The organism is Ruegeria sp. AD11(2025), from assembly GCF_056542405.1.
This window is the reverse complement of the sequence record NZ_JBQFZU010000004.1, coordinates 81,532-99,911: the sequence shown is the minus strand read 5'-3', so window position 1 is coordinate 99,911 and position 18,380 is coordinate 81,532. Positions and strand designations below refer to the sequence as shown.

The window sequence follows — 18,380 nt, the reverse complement described above, 5'->3', positions numbered from 1 at the left end:
GCTTCGTGACTGCCCTCTGGTTGTGTTGTGAAAGATGAAAGTAGGAAAATGGCTTTTGCAGCGGTATATCCCGAAGGAATTCAGACAGGTAAACCCTACGTCGACGGCTTGTTGTGGGGGGCAGGTTGGACTTCATCGTATGGCCCGGTAGAAATCACATATCGGTTTGACGACGGATCTTTAGGACAAGCCCCTATTCCAACTCAGATGAAAACTGCAATTCAAAGAGCATTCGACGTTATCGAGTCCATTATTCCTATCACATTCGTACAGTCATCGTGGTCGGGAGTAAACCTGGTCTATGCAGTGGCCACACAAGAAACACTTGGTGGTCCTGGGTATGTTGGTTTTCATCAGGTTCCTGGTGATAAGCCCCTATTACAGAAAAATGGAATTCCCTCACTTTTTGGAGTGCTTGCCTATGATTCGGTAATCTTTGACAATCAAGGACTGCAAGATGGCGGCGCGGGTTTCTCAACAATCCTACATGAAATTCTGCACGGACTTGGCTTGGCCCACCCGCACGACGGCGGCGGCACTTCGACGATCTTCGATGGCGTATCCGAACCGTTCGGCGATTTCGGAACGGATGGTCAAAACCAGGGCGTCTATACGATCATGTCCTACAATTCAGGACGTGCATCTAAGGTCCCTGTGACAAGCTACACCTATGGTGACTCGGCAACCCCGATGGCGTTGGACATTGCGGCTCTCCAAGCCATTTACGGGACGGCTGAAAATGCAACTGGTAACGACATCTACCAAATCAAGGGCGTAAACGGCGCGGGGACGTTTTGGAAGGCCATTTGGGACACCGGTGGGAACGATGCGATCTCTGCCGTTGGCGTGTGGCGCGACGTGTATATCAACCTCAACGACGCCGATCTTGAGGGCCACAATGCAGGTGGAGAGATCTCGTCCGCCTCTGGCATTGCAGGCGGGTTCACCATCGCCAACACAGTTGTTATCGAAAACGCGTTTGGCGGGTATGGCAATGACTGGTTGGTTGGCAACGAACACAACAACTACCTGAACGGTGCCTATGGCAACGACACCCTTGCCGGGGGTGCTGGTAACGACAGGATTTTCGGCGGCGACGGCAATGACTGGATTACCGGCGGCAAAGGCAACGACACCCTGTCGGGTGACAATGGCAACGACACCTTTGTGAATAAAGACGGGGACGGCGACGACACGATCAACGGCGGTCAGGGCGATAACTGGTTGCGATATACAGGCACCAATGGTGTAACTGTGAACCTGTCCAACACCGGCGCGCAGAATACCGGCTATGGCACCGACACCATCCAGAACATCGGGCATGTTATGGGTACGGCGCAGGACGACGTCATCACCGGGGACGAACTGATCAACTATCTGGTGGGCAATGCTGGCAACGACCTTCTGGACGGCGGCATTAAAGACGACGTCCTGAGAGGCGGTGCCGGCAACGATACCGTGCTCGGCAGCCGAGGCTGGGATACGCTTTACGGCGGCAAAGGCACAGACACTCTGGTCGGCGGTGTCGGGCGGGACGACATGACCGGTGGCGCCGGCAATGACACTTTCGTCTTCAACTCGATCGACGAAGGCTCCGCCATTCGTCAGACCGCCGATCTGATCCGCGACTTTACGCGCGGACAGGACAAGATCGACCTGAGCACTATTGATGCCAGTACGGTTCTGGCCGGCAACGACAGTTTTGTCTTCAACGGGGAAACCCCGGCAACGAATTCCGATCAGGGCGAGGTTTATTTCGTACACAGTGACTACGAAGGCACCCTGTATGACAGAACCTTCGTCTATGTGGACACTGACGGTGACGAAGAACCCGAAATGATGTTCAAACTTGTCGGTTTGCACGATCTGACCGCAAACGACTTCATCCTTTAAGGTCCTGCTTTCTTAGCAACAGGCAGCGGGTATCTGCTGCCTGTTTTTTTTGTGCTTGCATTACAAAAATTGCGCGTCGGGCGCTCTTGCAAGCCACCAGAACTCTCTGTATTACGCGTCCTCACGGGTGATTAGCTCAGTGGTAGAGCGCTTCGTTCACATCGAAGATGTCAGGAGTTCAAATCTCTTATCACCCACCATTCCCCTTTTTGGCTGCCTACATTGGTTTTGCCCTTCCCTGACAAGTGCTTGCCAGAAATCGCCACAACTGCGTATCCTGTTTTGAACGGCCGCATCTTTATGCGGCGATGATGGATGGGGCACGGTCGTGGCCAGACTGAAACGGGATATCGGGCTGCTCGGCCTGACCTTCATCTCGGTCGGTGGCATCATTGGGTCCGGCTGGTTGTTTGGCCCCCTACTCGCGGTGCAACATGCCGGTCCGGCTGCCGTAATCTCGTGGGTCATCGGCGCCGCGGCCATGTTCGTTTTGGCGATCACATTTGCCGAGATCTCAGCCATGCTGCCAATCCCCGGAGGCATTGCGCGGGTGCCGCAGTTTTCGCATGGCAATATCGTCTCGATGGCGATGGGTTGGACGGCCTGGATTGGCTACAACACAACCGCCCCGATCGAGGTTGAGGCCATGCTGAAATACCTCTCCCCCTATGCTCCGTGGTTACACACGGCCGAAACCGGAAACCTGACCGGAGCGGGCATCACCGTCGCCCTGTTCTTCATGCTGCTTTTCGTCTCGTTCAACGCGTTGGGCGTCAAGTTCTTTACTCAGGTAAACGCAACCCTGACATGGGCAAAAATCGCAATCCCGGTCATTTTGTCCGCCCTGCTGATCGTCAACCGCTTCGACGCGCAGAACTTCACGCAGCCAGACGGATTCGCTCCCTACGGTTTGCAAGGCATCATGGCTGCGGTCTCGACAGGTGGGGTCATTTTCTCCTTTATCGGGTTTCGCCATGTGGTCGATATGGCCGGTGAGGTTCGAAACCCAAAATTCGCCATCCCCACAGCGCTGGTCCTGTCCATTGTGCTGTGCGCGGCCATTTACCTGGGCCTGCAAGTCGCCTTTGTCGGGGCACTGGATTCCAACATGCTTAAAAACGGTTGGGCCAACCTGAGTTTCGGCGGCCAAGGCCCGCTGGACGGCGTCATAATCTCGGTCGGTTTTGTTTGGTTCCTGAGCGTTCTGAACATCGGGTCAGTGATCGGGCCATTCGGAAACGGGTTGGTTGCAACGGGATCGAACGCCCGGATCGCCATGGCCCTCTCGAAAAACGGATTTCTGCCGAAACGGCTGATGGTTCTTTCCTCATTCGGTGTTCCGTTATGGGCGCTGGCGCTGAACTTCCTGATCGGAGTGCTGTTTTTGTTGACTGTGCCGTTCACCACCGTCATCGCGCTCAACGGTGCCGCAATCGTGCTGTCCTTTGCGGTTGGCCCGATTGCGGTCGTTTGCCTGCGCCATCTGATGCCGGATCACCCCCGGTCCATCCGTATCCCGGCGGTAAGACTGGTCGCGGTGTTAGCCTTCGCCATCGCAACCCTTGTCGTTTACTGGAGTGGCTGGGACACGGTCTGGCGACTGGGAATCGCGCTGGCCATCGGAGTGATTCTGCTGTTGGTACGGTTTCACAACCGGCTGGACGAAATGGACGTGACCGAAGCACTGTGGCTGTTGCCGTACCTTATTGGAATCGGGTTGATTTCCTATCTCGGTCAATTCGGGGACGGCGCGCAGAAACAAATTCCGTTCGGATGGGACATTGCGCTATGCGTGTTGTTTTCCGCAGTGATTTTTGGCCTGGCGGTGCGCTCTGCCTTGCCTGCGGAAAAATTTCGGGAATACATCGCCGAGGAAGAGATTCTGGACCCGAAAAAGCCCATCATCGGGTTGTAAAAAAGGCGGGGTCTCCCCCGCCTTTGATTTGTTTAATGTGCTGTTGCGGATCGCCCCGCATCTTCGGTCGCTTTGGCGGCAGCTGCCGCGGCCTCTTCCGCGGCCTCATCCCATTCAACCGGTTCCGGTTCGCGGATCAGCGCGTGTTTCAGCACTTCCGAGACATGCGTGACAGGGATGATCTTCAACCCTTCTTTAACATTGTCCGGAATCTCGGCCAGATCCTTTTCGTTTTCTTCCGGGATCAGGACGGTCTTGATGCCACCGCGAAGGGCCGCCAGCAGTTTTTCCTTCAAACCGCCGATCGGCATGGCGTTGCCGCGCAGCGAAACCTCACCGGTCATCGCGATATCCTTGCGCACCGGGATACCGGTCAGCACGGACACGATCGAGGTCACCATCGCCAGACCGGCGCTCGGGCCATCCTTGGGCGTTGCCCCATCCGGCACGTGGACGTGGATATCCAGCGTGTCGAACTTCGGTGGCTTCACCCCGATCTGAGGCGAAATCGACCGCACATAAGACGAGGCCGCATCGATGGATTCTTTCATCACATCGCCCAGCTTACCGGTGGTCTTCATCCGACCTTTACCGGGAAGTTTCAACGCCTCGATATGCAACAAATCACCGCCAACTGAGGTCCAGGCCAGGCCGGTGACAACACCAACCTGATCGTCCTGCTCGGCGAGACCGTAACGGAACTTGGGCACGCCCAGGAACTCATCCAAATTATCCGGCGTAACGGTAACCGAATCCGCCTCTTTCTTGATGATCTTGGTCAGCGATTTCCGAGCCACCTTGGCGATTTCACGCTCGAGGTTCCGCACGCCCGCCTCGCGGGTGTAGGTACGGATCATCTTCTGCAGTGCCTCATCGGTCAGTTCAAATTCCTTGGCTTTCAGACCATGGTTTTTGACCTGCTTGCTGATCAGGTGCTGCTTGGCGATCTCGCTCTTTTCTTCTTCGGTGTAGCCGGCCAGCGGGATGATTTCCATCCGGTCCAACAGAGGCCCAGGCATGTTGTAGCTGTTCGACGTGGTCAGGAACATCACGTTTGACAGGTCGTATTCGACCTCAAGGTAGTGGTCCATGAACGTGTTGTTCTGTTCCGGGTCCAGCACCTCAAGCATGGCCGAAGCCGGGTCGCCACGGAAGTCCTGCCCCATCTTGTCGATTTCATCGAGCAGGATGAGCGGGTTCGTGGTTTTCGCCTTTTTCAACGCCTGAATGATCTTACCGGGCATCGAGCCGATATAGGTCCGACGGTGACCCCTGATCTCGGATTCGTCGCGCACACCACCCAGCGAGATGCGAATGAACTCGCGCCCCGTGGCTTTGGCAACCGACTTACCAAGCGAGGTCTTACCCACACCCGGAGGGCCAACGAGGCACAAGATCGGGCCTTTCAGTTTTTTTGAACGCTGTTGAACCGCCAGATACTCGACGATTCGTTCCTTTACCTTTTCAAGGCCATAGTGATCAGCATCCAGAATCTCCTGCGCACGGCCCAGATCCTTTTTAACACGGGATTTGGTGCCCCACGGCAGCGAAAGAATCCAGTCCAGATAGTTTCGCACGACGGTCGCCTCGGCAGACATCGGACTCATGTTGCGCAGCTTTTTCAGCTCGCCCTCGACCTTTTCGCGCGCCTCTTTCGACAGCTTGGTCTCGGCGATCTTGGCTTCCAGTTCGGCAACTTCATTGCTGCCGTCCTCGCCATCGCCAAGTTCCTTTTGAATGGCCTTCATCTGCTCATTCAGATAGTATTCGCGCTGGGTTTTCTCCATCTGGGATTTGACGCGGGTCTTGATCTTTTTCTCGACCTGCAGAACCGACATTTCGCCCTGCATCAGGCCATAGACCTTCTCAAGCCGCTCGCTGACCGAGAGCGTCTCCAGCAGTTCCTGTTTTTGTTCGACCTCGATGCCCAGATGACCCGACACAAGATCGGCCAGCTTGGCCGGTTCGGCGGTTTCACCAACTGCAGTCAGGGCTTCTTCGGGGATGTTCTTACGCACTTTGGCATAGCGCTCAAACTCATCCGCGACGGTGCGCAGCAGCGCCTCAGTCGTGGTGACGTCGCCCGGAATTTCGGTCAGATATTCGGCGCGGGCTTCGAAGAAATCTTCGTTTTCGAGAAATTCAGTGATCTGCACGCGTGCCTGCCCTTCGACCAGCACCTTTACGGTGCCATCGGGCAGCTTCAGCAATTGCAGAACATTGGCCAGAACACCAGATCGGTAAATTCCTTCTTCGACCGGGTCGTCATCTCCCGGGTCAATCTGGCTGGACAGCAGAATCTGCTTGTCGTCCTGCATCACTTCTTCCAATGCGCGGACGGATTTTTCCCGACCCACGAACAACGGCACGATCATGTGTGGAAATACCACGATATCGCGCAGCGGAAGTACGGGGTATGAGGAATTCAGAGGCTCTTGCATGCTCAATCCTTATCGTTGGCAAGATGGCTCCGGTCCCTGAATAAGGCAACGCTTGGCCATCTCCTGTCTTGGACGATAAAGGTGGGGCCTCATCGCCCTTTTTCAACCTTACCGTCGTGTATCGCGGTTCAGAATGACCCGAGGTTTTCCGGACTGCAAGGTATCGCGCCGACATATCCACCGTTTTCGCACAATGGCGCTGTCGCGAAATGACTAAAGCGGCTCGATATCGCCTTGTGCACGCTGCGCGTGGAACTCGGCCTGCCATGCCTCGAACTTGCCCACTGCAATCGCGTCGCGCATACCCTGCATGATTTCCTGGAAGTAGTGCAGGTTGTGCCAGGTTAGCAGCATGCCCGAGATCATCTCGTTCGAACGGAACACATGGTGCAGATACGCGCGGGAGTAGTTCGAACAGGCCGGACAAGTGCAATGCTCGTCTAAAGGGCGCGGATCGTCAGCGTGGCGGGCGTTTTTGATGTTCACGACACCGTGGCGAGTAAACACCTGACCTGTGCGGCCCGAGCGTGAGGGCAGAACGCAATCCATCATGTCGATGCCGCGCGCGACTGCGCCGACGATGTCGTCGGGTTTGCCAACCCCCATCAGATACCGCGGTCTATCTGTCGGCAGGAAATCCGGCGCGTAGTCGAGACAATCGAACATGGCCTCCTGCCCCTCGCCCACGGCCAGACCACCGACCGCATAGCCTTCGAACCCTATCTGCTTGAGCGCCTCGGCGCTTTCCTCGCGCAGATCCTGTTCCAGCCCGCCCTGCATGATGCCGAACAGTGCGTGGCCGGGGCGATCGCCGAACGCTTCACGCGAGCGATCAGCCCACCGCATCGACAAGCGCATCGACTCGGCAATGCGATCCCGGTCGGCAGGCAGGGCCGGGCATTCGTCAAAACACATGACAATGTCGGAGCCCAGAAGGCGCTGGATCTCCATCGACCTTTCCGGCGTCAGCTCGTGCTTTGAGCCGTCGACATGGGACTTAAACGTCACACCCTTTTCGGTCAGCTTTCGCAACCCAGCCAGCGACATGACCTGAAACCCGCCCGAGTCGGTCAGGATCGGGCGCTCCCAATTCATGAACTTATGTAACCCGCCCAACCGGTCAATGCGTTCGGCCGTGGGACGCAACATCAGGTGATAGGTATTGCCCAGCAGGATATCCGCCCCTGTCGCACGCACGCTTTCGGGCATCATCGCCTTGACCGTCGCCGCAGTACCCACGGGCATGAAAGCGGGCGTTCGCACATCGCCGCGCGGCGTGTTGATAACACCGGTTCGGGCCTTGCCGTCAGTAGCTTTCAGATCAAAAGAAAAACGCTCGGTCATGGGGTTGCCTCGGGGTCGCTGAACCGGGTGGGATGTGCCCGATCTGCCCAGCCATTGCAACCCGTCAGGGCAGTGACGCGACGCGCTCGGTAAACAGATGGACGACCCCTGCCCCGTCCACATCCCGGCACACGCGGACCGCAGGGCGCGACGGATCGGGGCGCGTGGCGCCGATCTCTGGCCCTTCGGTTACCACGTTCAGACCGGTTTCGACCATTTCGAACATCGGTTCATGCGTGCAGGCGATCACCGCTGTTGAGTCGTGCAGGCCGCACCCTTCCAACCCGCCGACCTCTTTGTAGAACTTCAGATAGAACCGAGAGATATCCCGCAGAAACCCACCCATATCAGGCGACTGTCCGGCTAGCGCCTCGAAATCGGCGGTTTCATAGAGAGTTTTCAACGTCACATCCAACCCTACCAGCACGGTTTCCGGTGGCGTGGCAAAGACGATATCCGCGGCACGGGCGTCGTGATAGATGTTGGCCTCTGCATGAAGATTCACATTACCAGGGCAAAAGACCGCGCCACCCATGATAACCAAGCGCCTTATATTGCGCGCAAACTCAGGGTCCAGTTGCATAGCCAGGGCGATATTGGTCAAAGGGCCAACCGCACAGACGACCAGTTCTCCCTTATGGCTACGCGCTGTATCGACCAAAAACTCGGCCGCCGACATGCCGTGGTTTGCACCGATGTCAGGGATTTCAGTAATATCTCCAAAGCCTTCCGAGCCATGCACGTGATCGGACGGAGCGTGACGGCTTTGACCCAACGCGAATGCAGCACCCTCGGCCACTGGCGCGTCCAACCCAAGTTTATGCAGCAAAAAACGCGCGTTGCGGCTGGATTGATGTACATGCGTATTGCCGAAAACTGTGGTCAGCCCGATAAGGTCAATTTCGGGCGCGGCGGCGGCATAGGCAATCGCCATGGCATCGTCGATGCCGGGGTCTGTATCGATGATCAGTTTCATCCCTGCCCGATAACGCAAACACGGTGGGATGCAAAGCGGTCACAATCCGCATTTTCCACTGCTCATCTACGATTTCAGAGATTTGCATCCACGCCAGATCACCCCATACCAGAATTGAAAACGGGCGACTCAATCCCCACATGTATACTATAGTACACAATAAAAGAGGACAGATATGATAGGCATGAACGAAGAACAGATCATTGGATTGCTGACATCAAACATCATTTATGTGTTGGCGGCGGTGTTGATCGTCGTTGTCATTTTCAAGGGCATCAAGATCGTACCGCAATCCGAAAAATACGTGGTCGAGCGGTTCGGGCGTCTGCACTCGGTGCTTGGCCCGGGTATCAACTTTATCGTGCCTTTTCTTGACGTTGCCCGCCACAAGATATCCATTCTTGAACGCCAGCTGCCTAACGCAACGCAGGACGCGATTACCAAGGACAACGTTCTGGTACAGATTGACACCTCGGTGTTTTATCGCATTCTCGAACCGGAAAAGACGGTGTACCGTATTCGTGACGTTGACGGAGCGATTGCAACAACCGTTGCCGGTATCGTCCGGGCTGAAATTGGTAAGATGGATCTGGATGAAGTCCAGTCGAACCGCGCTCAGTTGATTGAACGCATCCAGGAAAGCGTAGAAACCGCCGTTGATGACTGGGGGATCGAAGTGACTCGTGCCGAGATTCTGGACGTGAACCTGGATCAGGCCACCCGCGACGCGATGCTGCAGCAGTTGAACGCCGAGCGCGCGCGTCGCGCACAGGTGACCGAAGCCGAGGGCCAGAAACGTGCGGTTGAGTTGAGCGCCGATGCGGAACTTTATGCGGCCGAACAGACCGCTAAGGCCCGCCGAATTCAGGCCGAAGCAGAAGCCTATGCTACCGGCGTGGTTGCCAAGGCCATTCAGGATAACGGTATCGAGGCCGCACAGTATCAGGTTGCCCTGAAACAGGTCGAGGCATTGAATGCATTGGGCAATGGCACCGGCTCTCAAACCATCGTTGTGCCCGCCAACGCGCTCGAGGCCTTTGGCGATGCCTTCAAGATGCTGAGAGGAGGTAAGTAATGGCCGATCCCTTCTGGCTGACCTGGTGGATCTGGCTGGCCGCGGCGCTAGCACTTGGAATCCTTGAGATCGTGTTGCCCGGATTTATCTTTCTGGGCTTTGCGATCGGGGCGGCTATCACCGGGTTGCTTCTTGTCATCCCCGGAATGACGCCCTCGCTGCCGGTTTTGCTGCTGATCTTTGCGGCATTGTCCCTGATCGCATGGCTGGTTTTGCGGCGAGTTTATTCCCTGCCCCATGGTCAGGTGAAAACCTTCCGGCACGACATCAACGACTAAGACCTGCGGGCGCCCCTTAGGGGGCGTCATTGCGCCACTGGACGCTGCCACAGGCTTTCCCTATATAATTGCTCAGGAACTAGACCCGAGGCACGAATGACTCATCCGAGTGAACATCTGGAAGGCACACCACTGATTGCGCCTTCGTCCATTGAGCATCCCCTTTACGACGCAGTGGTAGAAGCCTGCCGTACGGTCTTTGATCCGGAAATCCCGGTGAATATCTACGATCTGGGTTTGATCTACACGATTGACATCACGCAGGAAAACGCGGTGAAAGTCATCATGACGCTGACCGCGCCCGGTTGTCCGGTCGCCGGCGAAATGCCCGGCTGGATCGTCGAAGCAATCGAACCCGTCGCGGGTGTCAAAGAGGTTGACGTCGAACTGACATGGGAACCACCCTGGGGCATGGAGATGATGTCGGACGAAGCGCGGCTGGAACTTGGCTTTATGTAAGCCAAGCAAAATAATCCTTTGTCGCAAAAGATTTATTTTTCTGTCACCGACTTGTCGAAATACCGTTACATGGTCCGCGAATAGTCCCGGCGTGCTGGTACATGCATCCCAATAAGTACACAGTACAGGCCGGAAGGAATTACACGTCCCCCGTAGTCCCGGCCGGACGGCCTGAATAAGAGACCGCTCTTGCCCGAGAGCGGTCTTTTCTTATCTTAACCAAAAGGTTACTGAACACCGCACTTGGACTTGATCTCGGCGGCTCTTTCATCCAACGCTTTAACATAGTCGCCTGACAGCATGGACAATCTCTTGTTTTCGGTGCCGGTCGCCAATCCCAAAAGCGCGCCTGCAGGTGTAAGTGCGACCACGCTTTCGACCTGCTGATCCTGCGCGTGCTTCTTCTCTGCCGCAATCGCGCGCAAATCGCCTTCGGCAGTTGTGCAATTGACTGGATGTACTTTTTGCGCGGTTTCGGCCGACGCCATACCGGCGGTCACCACAAGAATTGACGCCAATGCCATGTTTTTGCGAAAAACTTTATTGTCAGCCATCTCATCTCACCTTGTCTGAAAACCCTTGGGCTCAGCTAAAGTCACCTGATTTCAAAAGGCAAGCATCATTCCTGGGATGGCAGAAAAGTTAGGTAAGCAGCGCTGCTATGTCTTGAGCCGTTGCCCTGTCAGCACTAAATTGAAGGCTACGTGCGACAACGGAGATCACAATGTTCGGCATTCCCGGCAAACAGGCCGTGACCATGACGCCCAAAGCGGCAGAGCAGATTGTCCGCCTGATGAAATCAGGTGGTCACGCCGGCCTGCGCATCGGCGTCAAGAAAGGCGGCTGTGCCGGCATGGAATACACCATGGACTATGTCGATCAAGCCGCTACGAATGACGAGGTCGTCGAACAGGACGGCGCGCGGATCATGATTGCTCCGATGGCGCAGATGTTCCTGTTCGGAACCGAGATCGACTATGAAGTCTCGTTGCTCGAGGCCGGTTTCAAATTCCGCAACCCAAACGTTGTCGACGCTTGCGGTTGCGGCGAGTCGATCAAGTTTGACGAAGGGCTGACGCCCCAATCCTAAGATGCCTGTAGGTGGACGTAGGTCTCATTGAACCGTCGGGTCAGATGCTCGCCGGCGCGAATGATCCGACCTGAGTTCGGTGGTGCCACGTTGGTGTCAAATGACGGGTTGAAAAACAGCGGCACGGACAGGCGCTCGTGCGGGCCACCAACCACACGGTGTAGAGTGGCCTTAACCTGCCCTGCGGTCCAGAACTCCAGCATTTCACCAAAATTGATGATAAAGGTCCCAGGCGCGGCCTCAACCTTTACCCAACTATGATCGGGCATTCGCACCTCAAGCCCCGAGGTCCCGTCAGTGGCCAGCAAAGTCAGGCAGCCGTAATCTGTATGCGCGCCGATGCCAAAGTCGCGATCTCCGGCCCAGTCCGGGCGCTGAGGATAGTAGTTGCCGCGCAGCAACGCCATCGGCGTATCAAACGTGGTATCAAAGCTGTTCTCTGCACGCCCCAGCGCCACCGCAATCGCGCGCAGAACCCGCATCGCAACCGCGCAGGCATCCGTGTAATAGGCTTGGATTTTTTCCTTGAACGCGGGCTGGTTATCCGGCCACAGATTCGGGGCATAGACGCCAAGCCCTGCATCGGCATAGGGACTGTTCACAGGCAACTCAAAGCCGCAATCGAACACCTCTTTTAAATCGGCGTTCGCCTCCGGGTCGACCTGCTCGGATCGCGACGCGCCCCAGCCCCGGTTGGACCCGGTCAGCGCCATATCGACCCGTTTCTTCTCGGCCTCGGGCAGATGAAAGAACCCACGATACGCGCCCAGAACCTGGCGCACGCGGTCAGCGTTCAGCCCGGTGTTCGAAACGGTCAGAAAACCTACTTCACCCATCGCGCGCAGCAGCTTGCCAAGTTCGACCGGATCGCGTTGGTCCAGTTTTGTCAGATCAAGGTTTTCGATCATACGCCCGTTCCTTTCTGCGCCCGGACACTGCCGTTTTGCGGTCTGCTCTGCAACCGGAATTGTCAGTCTGGACTGGCGGTGCTATCCGGTTCAAAGAACAACTATACTTCAGGGAGAATGGGACATGCGGCGTAAGCTGGCGGCTGGCAATTGGAAAATGAACGGAACCACGGCAGCCCTGAGCGAGTTGGAGGCTTTGGCCCGGGCATTCCCCTCTACGGCCATAGATGTGCTGATCTGCCCGCCTGCAACCTTGTTGCACCGCGCGGCCGAGACCGTGCGTGGAACGGGGATCACTGTCGGCGGGCAAGATTGCCATGCGGCGACTTCGGGCGCGCATACTGGCGATATCAGCGCAGACATGCTGGTGGACGCCGGTGCAAACGCGGTCATTCTGGGCCATTCCGAGCGCCGCGAGGATCACGACGAGCAGAACGAAGACGTTCGCGCCAAGGCCCGCGCTGCAATGGATGCCGGGCTGAAGGCGATAATCTGCGTCGGCGAAAGCCTGGAACAGCGCGAAGCCGCCAACACACTGGACATCATCGGCGGACAGATGTCGGGCTCGATCCCCGACCAGTCGACCGGCGAGAACCTGATCGTCGCTTATGAACCGATTTGGGCCATTGGAACCGGCAAAGTTCCCACGCTGAACGAAATCGGAGAGGTTCACGACTTTATCCGCACCCGTCTGGAACGGCGTTTCGGTGAAGGCGTCGGTCGCTCGGTGCGGCTACTTTACGGGGGTTCGGTCAAACCGTCCAACGCGACCGAAATCTTTGGTGTATCAAACGTGGACGGCGCACTGGTTGGCGGCGCTAGCCTGAAGGCTGCAGACTTCTCTGCAATTGTCGAGGCATTGGAGCAAGCCTGAGCGCTTCTCGTCTGATTTTATTCGGCGGGAAAAGAACTTGTTGAATTCGCTCGCCTCATCGTCAAACTCTCGCGCGAGGTAAATTACCCGGACCAGAATCAAACTCAATCAGTAGCAGTCGTGTGTCCCGGCACACCAACCAGACACCACACACTTTCGCCGATTTAAGGAACGTTATGAAAAGTAGTCAGCGTCACCCGAGCAAGATTTCGCTTCTTCAACAGCTTCGCGATGCCGAATTTCCCATCGAATGCGTGCTGGATGTTGGCATCCACTTTGGCACACATGAATTGATGGCCGCATTTCCAGAAAAGAAGCACTATCTGTTTGAGCCCATCGAAGAGCATTTCGAATCCATCGAAAAAGTCTACAGCGACGCAAACATAGATTACGAGCTCAACAAAGTCGCGGTTTCCAATTCTGACGGGACTGCGCAACTGACGGTCTCCACCGTCATGCAAGGACAAGACGTCACACATGCAAGGTTCGCGCACGGCGAAGCACCGACCGAAACGCTACGCACAGTGCCGACGCTGAAGCTTGATACCTTTGTCCTCGAACAGGCCCCGGCTGCCCCTTTCCTGTTGAAAATCGATGTCGACGGGGCCGAAGAAATGATTCTGGAAGGTGCGCAAGAAGCATTGGAGCACTGCTCGGTCCTGATCCTTGAATCTCCGCGAGAAAGAATATTCGAGCGAATGCAGCTGGCGATGGCCGCCGGTTTTGAGCTCTTGGAGATAATCGACCTGTGCTATTACAGCGGTTACCTCTTTCAAGTGGACCTTGTGTTCATCAACCCAAAATACGCGCCTGCCGACTATGTGGATGTCCTTAAAGGTGGATTTTCCATCGACAAATGGCACAACTACCAACCGACAACCAAAGAACCGTCCCCCCCGGAACGCATTGAGCCGACTGAAACGACACGAACAGACAGTGCCAAATCAAGGAAAAAACGAGGTTTTTCCCGCTTGTTCAGAAAACGCAAATAACATCCTTGTTGACTGAAGGTCCGGGTCTGTACTGTTTTGGCTCAGACCCGCCTTCGGTATCATTGGCAGCCAATAGCCCGAACGGGCAGCAGGAATGTCTGATACAACCTGCCCGATCACGCGATCTTCATGACGATCAGGCCGGACACGATCAGGATCGCGGCACCGATACGCAATGGGGTCAGAGCCTCCCCCAGGAACATCGCGCCAACCAGAAACGCACCCACCGCACCGATACCGGTCCAGATGACGTATGCCGTTCCAAGCGGCAACGTACGCATCGCAAGCGCCAGCAACCCGAAAGAGCCGATCATGGACACACCCATGATGGCAGTTGGCCACAACCGGGTGAAACCGGCCGATTGTTTCATGGCAACCGCCCACACAATTTCAAGCAGGCCAGCAAATAACAGGAAAATCCAAGACATCAGGACACCTCAATCCTGTTCGGGTCGTCCCGAATGATCACCCATTGTGGGGAGGTCGTCCTCTGACCCAGAGATAAGAACTCGCACACGGCGTTCAAGGGTCTAAGCGCTTTTGACTGAAAACAGTCACATACCTAAAATGTCCCGGGTACTAGCACCCCTGTGGCCGCCGCCGCGCGTTCGAAGCTGTTGGCAGGGTTCAGCACTAATTGCAGAAATATGACACCTGAACGAATTAAGCCGGGCCCTTGCACGGACCCGGCTCAATCTTGGTTTGTCGAAACCCGTTAGTTGGTCACGATTTCCGGCCCCATGAATGTGTTGGGCAGGAAGGTCGAAATCCACGGGATATACGTCACCATGATCAAGAAGACGAACAGCACGGCCAGGAACGGCAGCGCCGCCTTCACCACCTTCATCATCGGCATTCCCGCCACGCCCGACGTCACGAACAGGTTCAGTCCGACCGGAGGTGTGATCATCCCGATCTCCATGTTCACCACCATGATGATACCCAGATGGATCGGGTCGATACCCAACTCGATCGCAATCGGGAACACCAGGGGGGCCACGATCACCAGCAGGCCTGACGGTTCCATGAACTGGCCACCGATCAACAGGATCACGTTGACCACGATCAGGAAAGTCACAGGACCCAAACCCGCAGACAGCATCGCGTTGGCGATGTGCTGCGGTACCTGCTCGTCCGTCAGCACGTGCTTGAGGATCAGCGCGTTGGCGATCACGAACAGCAGCGTGACGGTCAGCTTGCCGGCTTCGAACAGCGTGTGTTTTGTGTCCGGGTGAATGAATGCAGTAATCAGCGCATAGGGTTTCTTAAGCAGCGGAACGTTTTCCGTTCCCTCTTCCGTACTAAGCGGTCCCATGTCCTTGTAGACAAAGCTTGCAATCAGGAAGGCATAGACCGCCGCAACCGCAGCAGCTTCAGTCGGTGTGAAGATACCACCGTAGATACCGCCCAGAATGATAACGATCAGGAACAGGCCCCAACCGGCTTCACGTGCCGAGGTTATGACCTCGCCCCAGCCCTTCCATTCGCCTTTTGGCAGGTTCTTGACCTTGGCCATGACATAGATGGTGATCATCAGCATCAGACCGGCCATCAGGCCCGGAATGACGCCCGCCAGGAACATGCGCCCGACCGAGACCTCAACGGCTGCCGCATAGACAACCATCACAATCGACGGCGGAATCAGAATGCCCAGCGTACCGGCGTTACAGATCACGCCAGCAGCGAATTCCTTGGAATAGCCAACCTGCCGCATACCGGCGATGACAATTGAACCGATGGCGACCACAGTCGCCGGGGACGACCCCGACAGTGCCGCGAACAGCATACAGGCAAACACGCCCGCAATCGCCAGACCACCGGGCAGATGCCCAACACAGGCAATCGAGAACCGGATGATCCGCCGCGCCACACCGCCCGTCGTCATGAAGGACGAGGCCAGAATGAAGAACGGGATCGCCAACAAGGTAAAGTGCCCTTCGAACGCTTCAAACAGCGTACCCGCGACAGATGCCAGCGAACTATCGGAATAAATCAGCAGGAACAGCGTCGAACTGAGGCCCAGAGCCACCGCAATCGGAACGCCGATCAGCAGCAGGCCAATGACCATCGAGAAAAGAAGTACTACGTCCATCAGTCATGCTCTCCTTGCTGAGCCCGGACCTCTTCGACCTCGTCCTCGACTTCGTGGCTGGCGACGATACGGTCGGTCTCACCGCGCCAGATCTGTACAGCGACCTGCGCGAAACGGATCACCAACAGCAGCATCGACAGCGGCAGAATGAAATAGGGAACAACCTTGGGCAGCTTCTCGTAGGACTCGCCGTAGTTGATCATTTCTTCCAGAAACCGCAGCGGGGCGACCATGGGGATGTCGTCAACTTCGTAGAAACTCTGGCTTCGTGCATCAAAATTAAACCCGGTCGGGAACCAGCGGCCCGAAGTGGGCGGCAGATCGGCAAACACGGCCCAATAGTCATACGCACCTTTGAGCATCAGCAGCGAAAACACCAGACAGCAGCCAACAGCTATCAGCGCCAAAATCCGGCGCGGTGCCGGGGCCAGCATGTTTAGTATGGCATCGACGCCCAGATGCGCGTGTTTCTTCACCGCATAAGACGCGCCCAGCAAAACCAGCCAGCCAAAGGTAAACACTGTCAGCTCAAGCGCCCACAGAATGTTGGAGTTAAAAACGAACCGCGCGATTACGTTGGCAAATGTCACGGCCGTCATGAGGCCTAGCAGCAACGCAATCAGGGTTTCTTCGATATGGTCGGTCAGCCCGCCTTGGCCGGGTTTCGCACCAGACATCTCATTGTCCCCGCAATTTATGTGATGAGAGTGATTTCAGGCGGGCCTTCGGGGGGCCCGCCCCACCTTCGCTCCGGTGACCATCCGGTCTTCGGACACGCGGCTTTTTTCAGGATCAGAACCCGGCGTTGATCGCCTGAGCAGCGTCGATCTTGTCCTGACCAACGTCGTCGGCAAACTTGTCCCAAACCGGTTTCATCGCATCGACCCAAGCCTGACGCTGTTCAGGATCCAGTTCGCGAATGATACCGCCAGCATCTGTGATCGAGGCTTTGGCGGCTTCGTTCACAGAAAAGGCTTCCTTGTTCCGGGTCTCAGTGACCTCGGCCAGAATTGTCAGGAACTGTTCGCGCACTTCGGGGTCAAGGCTGTCCAGCCAGTCAACCGAGGTCACGACCAGATAGTCGATGATACCGTGATTGGTCTCGGTAATGCCGTCCTGCACCTCGAAGAACTTCTTGCCGTAGATGTTCGACCAGGTGTTTTCCTGCCCGTCTACAACGCCCTGTTGTAGTGCGCCATAAACTTCCGAGAATGCCATTTTCTGCGGGCTGCCGCCGATGGCTTCCATTTGCGCCACCAGAACATCCGAAGACTGTACGCGGAACTTCAAACCCTCTGCATCGGCAGGATCTACCAACGGTTTATTGGCCGACATCTGCTTCATGCCATTGTGCCAGAAAGCCAGCCCCTGAAGGCCGCGACGCTGCATGCTGTCTTTCATCGCCTGTCCTTCAGCCGAGGCCTGGAACGCATCCACGGCATCGATGTTCTTGAACATGAACGGAAGGTCAAACAGACGGAACTGTTTCGTGAACTTCTCAAACTTGGACAGCGACGGAGCGGCCAGTTGGACGTCGCCCTGCAGCATTGCTTCCAACACCTTGTCGTCGTTGTAGAGCGTCGAGTTCGGATAGACCTCTACGCATAAGACACCGTTCATCTCTTCGTTGACACGCGCTTCCAGCAGCGATGCCGCGATACCTTTGGGGTGCTTGTCACTGTTTGTTACGTGCGCAAACTTTGCGACGATCTCGCCGTCATCACAGGCGGCCATACCGGCGGTCGCAGTTACGGTGAGCGCGACTGCGGTTGCAGCCGTTGTCAGGAATTTCATCTGTTTTTCCTCCCAGACTTCCTCAATTTTCCAAAGGGCGCCGAAACAGCGCCTCGTGCCGGGAAGTGAACCGAATCAGTGGATGCGGCTCAACGATTTATTACGACTCTCGCTGTGTTCTGTTTTTTCCTTTTGTAACAATCGCATAAAAGCCGTCTCGCATCGTCACGTTTTCGGCACCATGACTCGATGTGCGAATTTTCGCACATGCAAGAAGCTCGCTGTGCGGATTTCCGCACGCCTTCTGAA

Annotated in this window: 17 protein-coding genes and 1 tRNA gene; 9 read left to right on the top strand and 9 right to left on the bottom strand. The window is 56.2% G+C overall.

Annotated elements, in window-relative coordinates; all coding sequences use genetic code 11:
- The first annotated feature begins 510 nt into the window (after positions 1-510).
- The 3 genes from ACR1XY_RS05600 (at position 511) to ACR1XY_RS05590 (ending at position 3,808) form a co-directional block, all read left to right on the top strand.
- A complete protein-coding gene (locus tag ACR1XY_RS05600; protein WP_480590763.1) occupies positions 511-1,893 on the top strand; it encodes a M10 family metallopeptidase C-terminal domain-containing protein in 1,383 nt (460 codons plus the stop codon).
- A gap of 125 nt (positions 1,894-2,018) precedes the next feature.
- A tRNA-Val gene (locus ACR1XY_RS05595) sits at positions 2,019-2,093 on the top strand.
- 128 nt (positions 2,094-2,221) lie between these two features.
- Complete coding sequence (locus ACR1XY_RS05590; protein ID WP_480590761.1) at positions 2,222-3,808, top strand: APC family permease; 1,587 nt, start codon at positions 2,222-2,224, stop codon at positions 3,806-3,808.
- 32 nt (positions 3,809-3,840) lie between these two features.
- On the opposite strand, the gene lon is transcribed toward ACR1XY_RS05590, so the two are convergent.
- The 3 genes from lon to ACR1XY_RS05575 form a co-directional block, all read right to left on the bottom strand.
- Positions 3,841-6,249, bottom strand: a complete 2,409-nt coding sequence (gene lon, locus ACR1XY_RS05585) for an endopeptidase La (RefSeq protein WP_480590759.1) — start codon at positions 6,247-6,249, stop codon at positions 3,841-3,843.
- A 213-nt stretch (positions 6,250-6,462) separates the two neighbouring features.
- Positions 6,463-7,593 carry a tRNA guanosine(34) transglycosylase Tgt gene (gene tgt / locus ACR1XY_RS05580; protein WP_480590757.1) on the bottom strand — a complete coding sequence of 377 codons (1,131 nt, stop codon included), beginning with the start codon at positions 7,591-7,593 and terminating at the stop codon, positions 6,463-6,465.
- 64 nt (positions 7,594-7,657) lie between these two features.
- On the bottom strand, positions 7,658-8,569 hold the full coding sequence (locus ACR1XY_RS05575; protein ID WP_480590755.1) for a nucleoside hydrolase: 912 nt from the start codon (positions 8,567-8,569) through the stop codon (positions 7,658-7,660).
- 184 nt (positions 8,570-8,753) lie between these two features.
- On the opposite strand from ACR1XY_RS05575, the gene ACR1XY_RS05570 reads away from it, so the two are divergent.
- The 3 genes from ACR1XY_RS05570 to ACR1XY_RS05560 all read left to right on the top strand — a co-directional run bounded on the left by ACR1XY_RS05570 (position 8,754) and on the right by ACR1XY_RS05560 (position 10,381).
- Positions 8,754-9,644: an SPFH domain-containing protein gene (locus tag ACR1XY_RS05570; protein ID WP_480591085.1), complete on the top strand. Its 891-nt coding sequence runs from the start codon at positions 8,754-8,756 to the stop codon at positions 9,642-9,644.
- Entirely contained in the window at positions 9,644-9,922 is a 279-nt protein-coding gene (locus ACR1XY_RS05565; protein WP_170398461.1) for an NfeD family protein, read from the top strand. The genes ACR1XY_RS05570 and ACR1XY_RS05565 overlap by 1 nt, the downstream gene beginning before the upstream one ends.
- Positions 9,923-10,018: 96 nt before the next feature.
- Positions 10,019-10,381, top strand: a complete 363-nt coding sequence (locus ACR1XY_RS05560) for an SUF system Fe-S cluster assembly protein (protein ID WP_475209640.1) — start codon at positions 10,019-10,021, stop codon at positions 10,379-10,381.
- A gap of 227 nt (positions 10,382-10,608) precedes the next feature.
- Here ACR1XY_RS05560 and ACR1XY_RS05555 read toward each other — a convergent pair whose 3' ends face one another.
- Positions 10,609-10,935: a hypothetical protein gene (locus ACR1XY_RS05555; protein ID WP_480590753.1), complete on the bottom strand. Its 327-nt coding sequence runs from the start codon at positions 10,933-10,935 to the stop codon at positions 10,609-10,611.
- Between the two features lie 170 nt (positions 10,936-11,105).
- Here ACR1XY_RS05555 and ACR1XY_RS05550 point away from each other — a divergent pair, with 170 nt between their 5' ends.
- Positions 11,106-11,471, top strand: a complete 366-nt coding sequence (locus ACR1XY_RS05550; RefSeq protein WP_480590751.1) for a HesB/IscA family protein — start codon at positions 11,106-11,108, stop codon at positions 11,469-11,471.
- Here ACR1XY_RS05550 and ACR1XY_RS05545 read toward each other — a convergent pair.
- Positions 11,468-12,379: an isopenicillin N synthase family dioxygenase gene (locus tag ACR1XY_RS05545; protein WP_480590749.1), complete on the bottom strand. Its 912-nt coding sequence runs from the start codon at positions 12,377-12,379 to the stop codon at positions 11,468-11,470. The genes ACR1XY_RS05550 and ACR1XY_RS05545 overlap by 4 nt on opposite strands.
- Positions 12,380-12,503: 124 nt before the next feature.
- Here ACR1XY_RS05545 and tpiA point away from each other — a divergent pair, with 124 nt between their 5' ends.
- A complete protein-coding gene (gene tpiA / locus ACR1XY_RS05540; protein WP_480590748.1) occupies positions 12,504-13,253 on the top strand; it encodes a triose-phosphate isomerase in 750 nt (249 codons plus the stop codon).
- 176 nt (positions 13,254-13,429) lie between these two features.
- Complete coding sequence (locus tag ACR1XY_RS05535; RefSeq protein ID WP_480590746.1) at positions 13,430-14,245, top strand: FkbM family methyltransferase; 816 nt, start codon at positions 13,430-13,432, stop codon at positions 14,243-14,245.
- A gap of 116 nt (positions 14,246-14,361) precedes the next feature.
- On the opposite strand, the gene ACR1XY_RS05530 is transcribed toward ACR1XY_RS05535, so the two are convergent.
- From ACR1XY_RS05530 to ACR1XY_RS05515, 4 genes are all read right to left on the bottom strand, one after another.
- Positions 14,362-14,673: a DMT family transporter gene (locus ACR1XY_RS05530; RefSeq protein WP_480590744.1), complete on the bottom strand. Its 312-nt coding sequence runs from the start codon at positions 14,671-14,673 to the stop codon at positions 14,362-14,364.
- 287 nt (positions 14,674-14,960) lie between these two features.
- Positions 14,961-16,337 carry a TRAP transporter large permease gene (locus ACR1XY_RS05525; RefSeq protein WP_480590742.1) on the bottom strand — a complete coding sequence of 459 codons (1,377 nt, stop codon included), beginning with the start codon at positions 16,335-16,337 and terminating at the stop codon, positions 14,961-14,963.
- A complete protein-coding gene (locus ACR1XY_RS05520) occupies positions 16,337-17,014 on the bottom strand; it encodes a TRAP transporter small permease (protein ID WP_480590740.1) in 678 nt (225 codons plus the stop codon). Before ACR1XY_RS05520 ends, ACR1XY_RS05525 begins: the two co-directional genes overlap by 1 nt.
- A gap of 115 nt (positions 17,015-17,129) precedes the next feature.
- Positions 17,130-18,131, bottom strand: a complete 1,002-nt coding sequence (locus tag ACR1XY_RS05515) for a DctP family TRAP transporter solute-binding subunit (protein WP_480590738.1) — start codon at positions 18,129-18,131, stop codon at positions 17,130-17,132.
- Between the last annotated feature and the right edge of the window lie 249 nt (positions 18,132-18,380).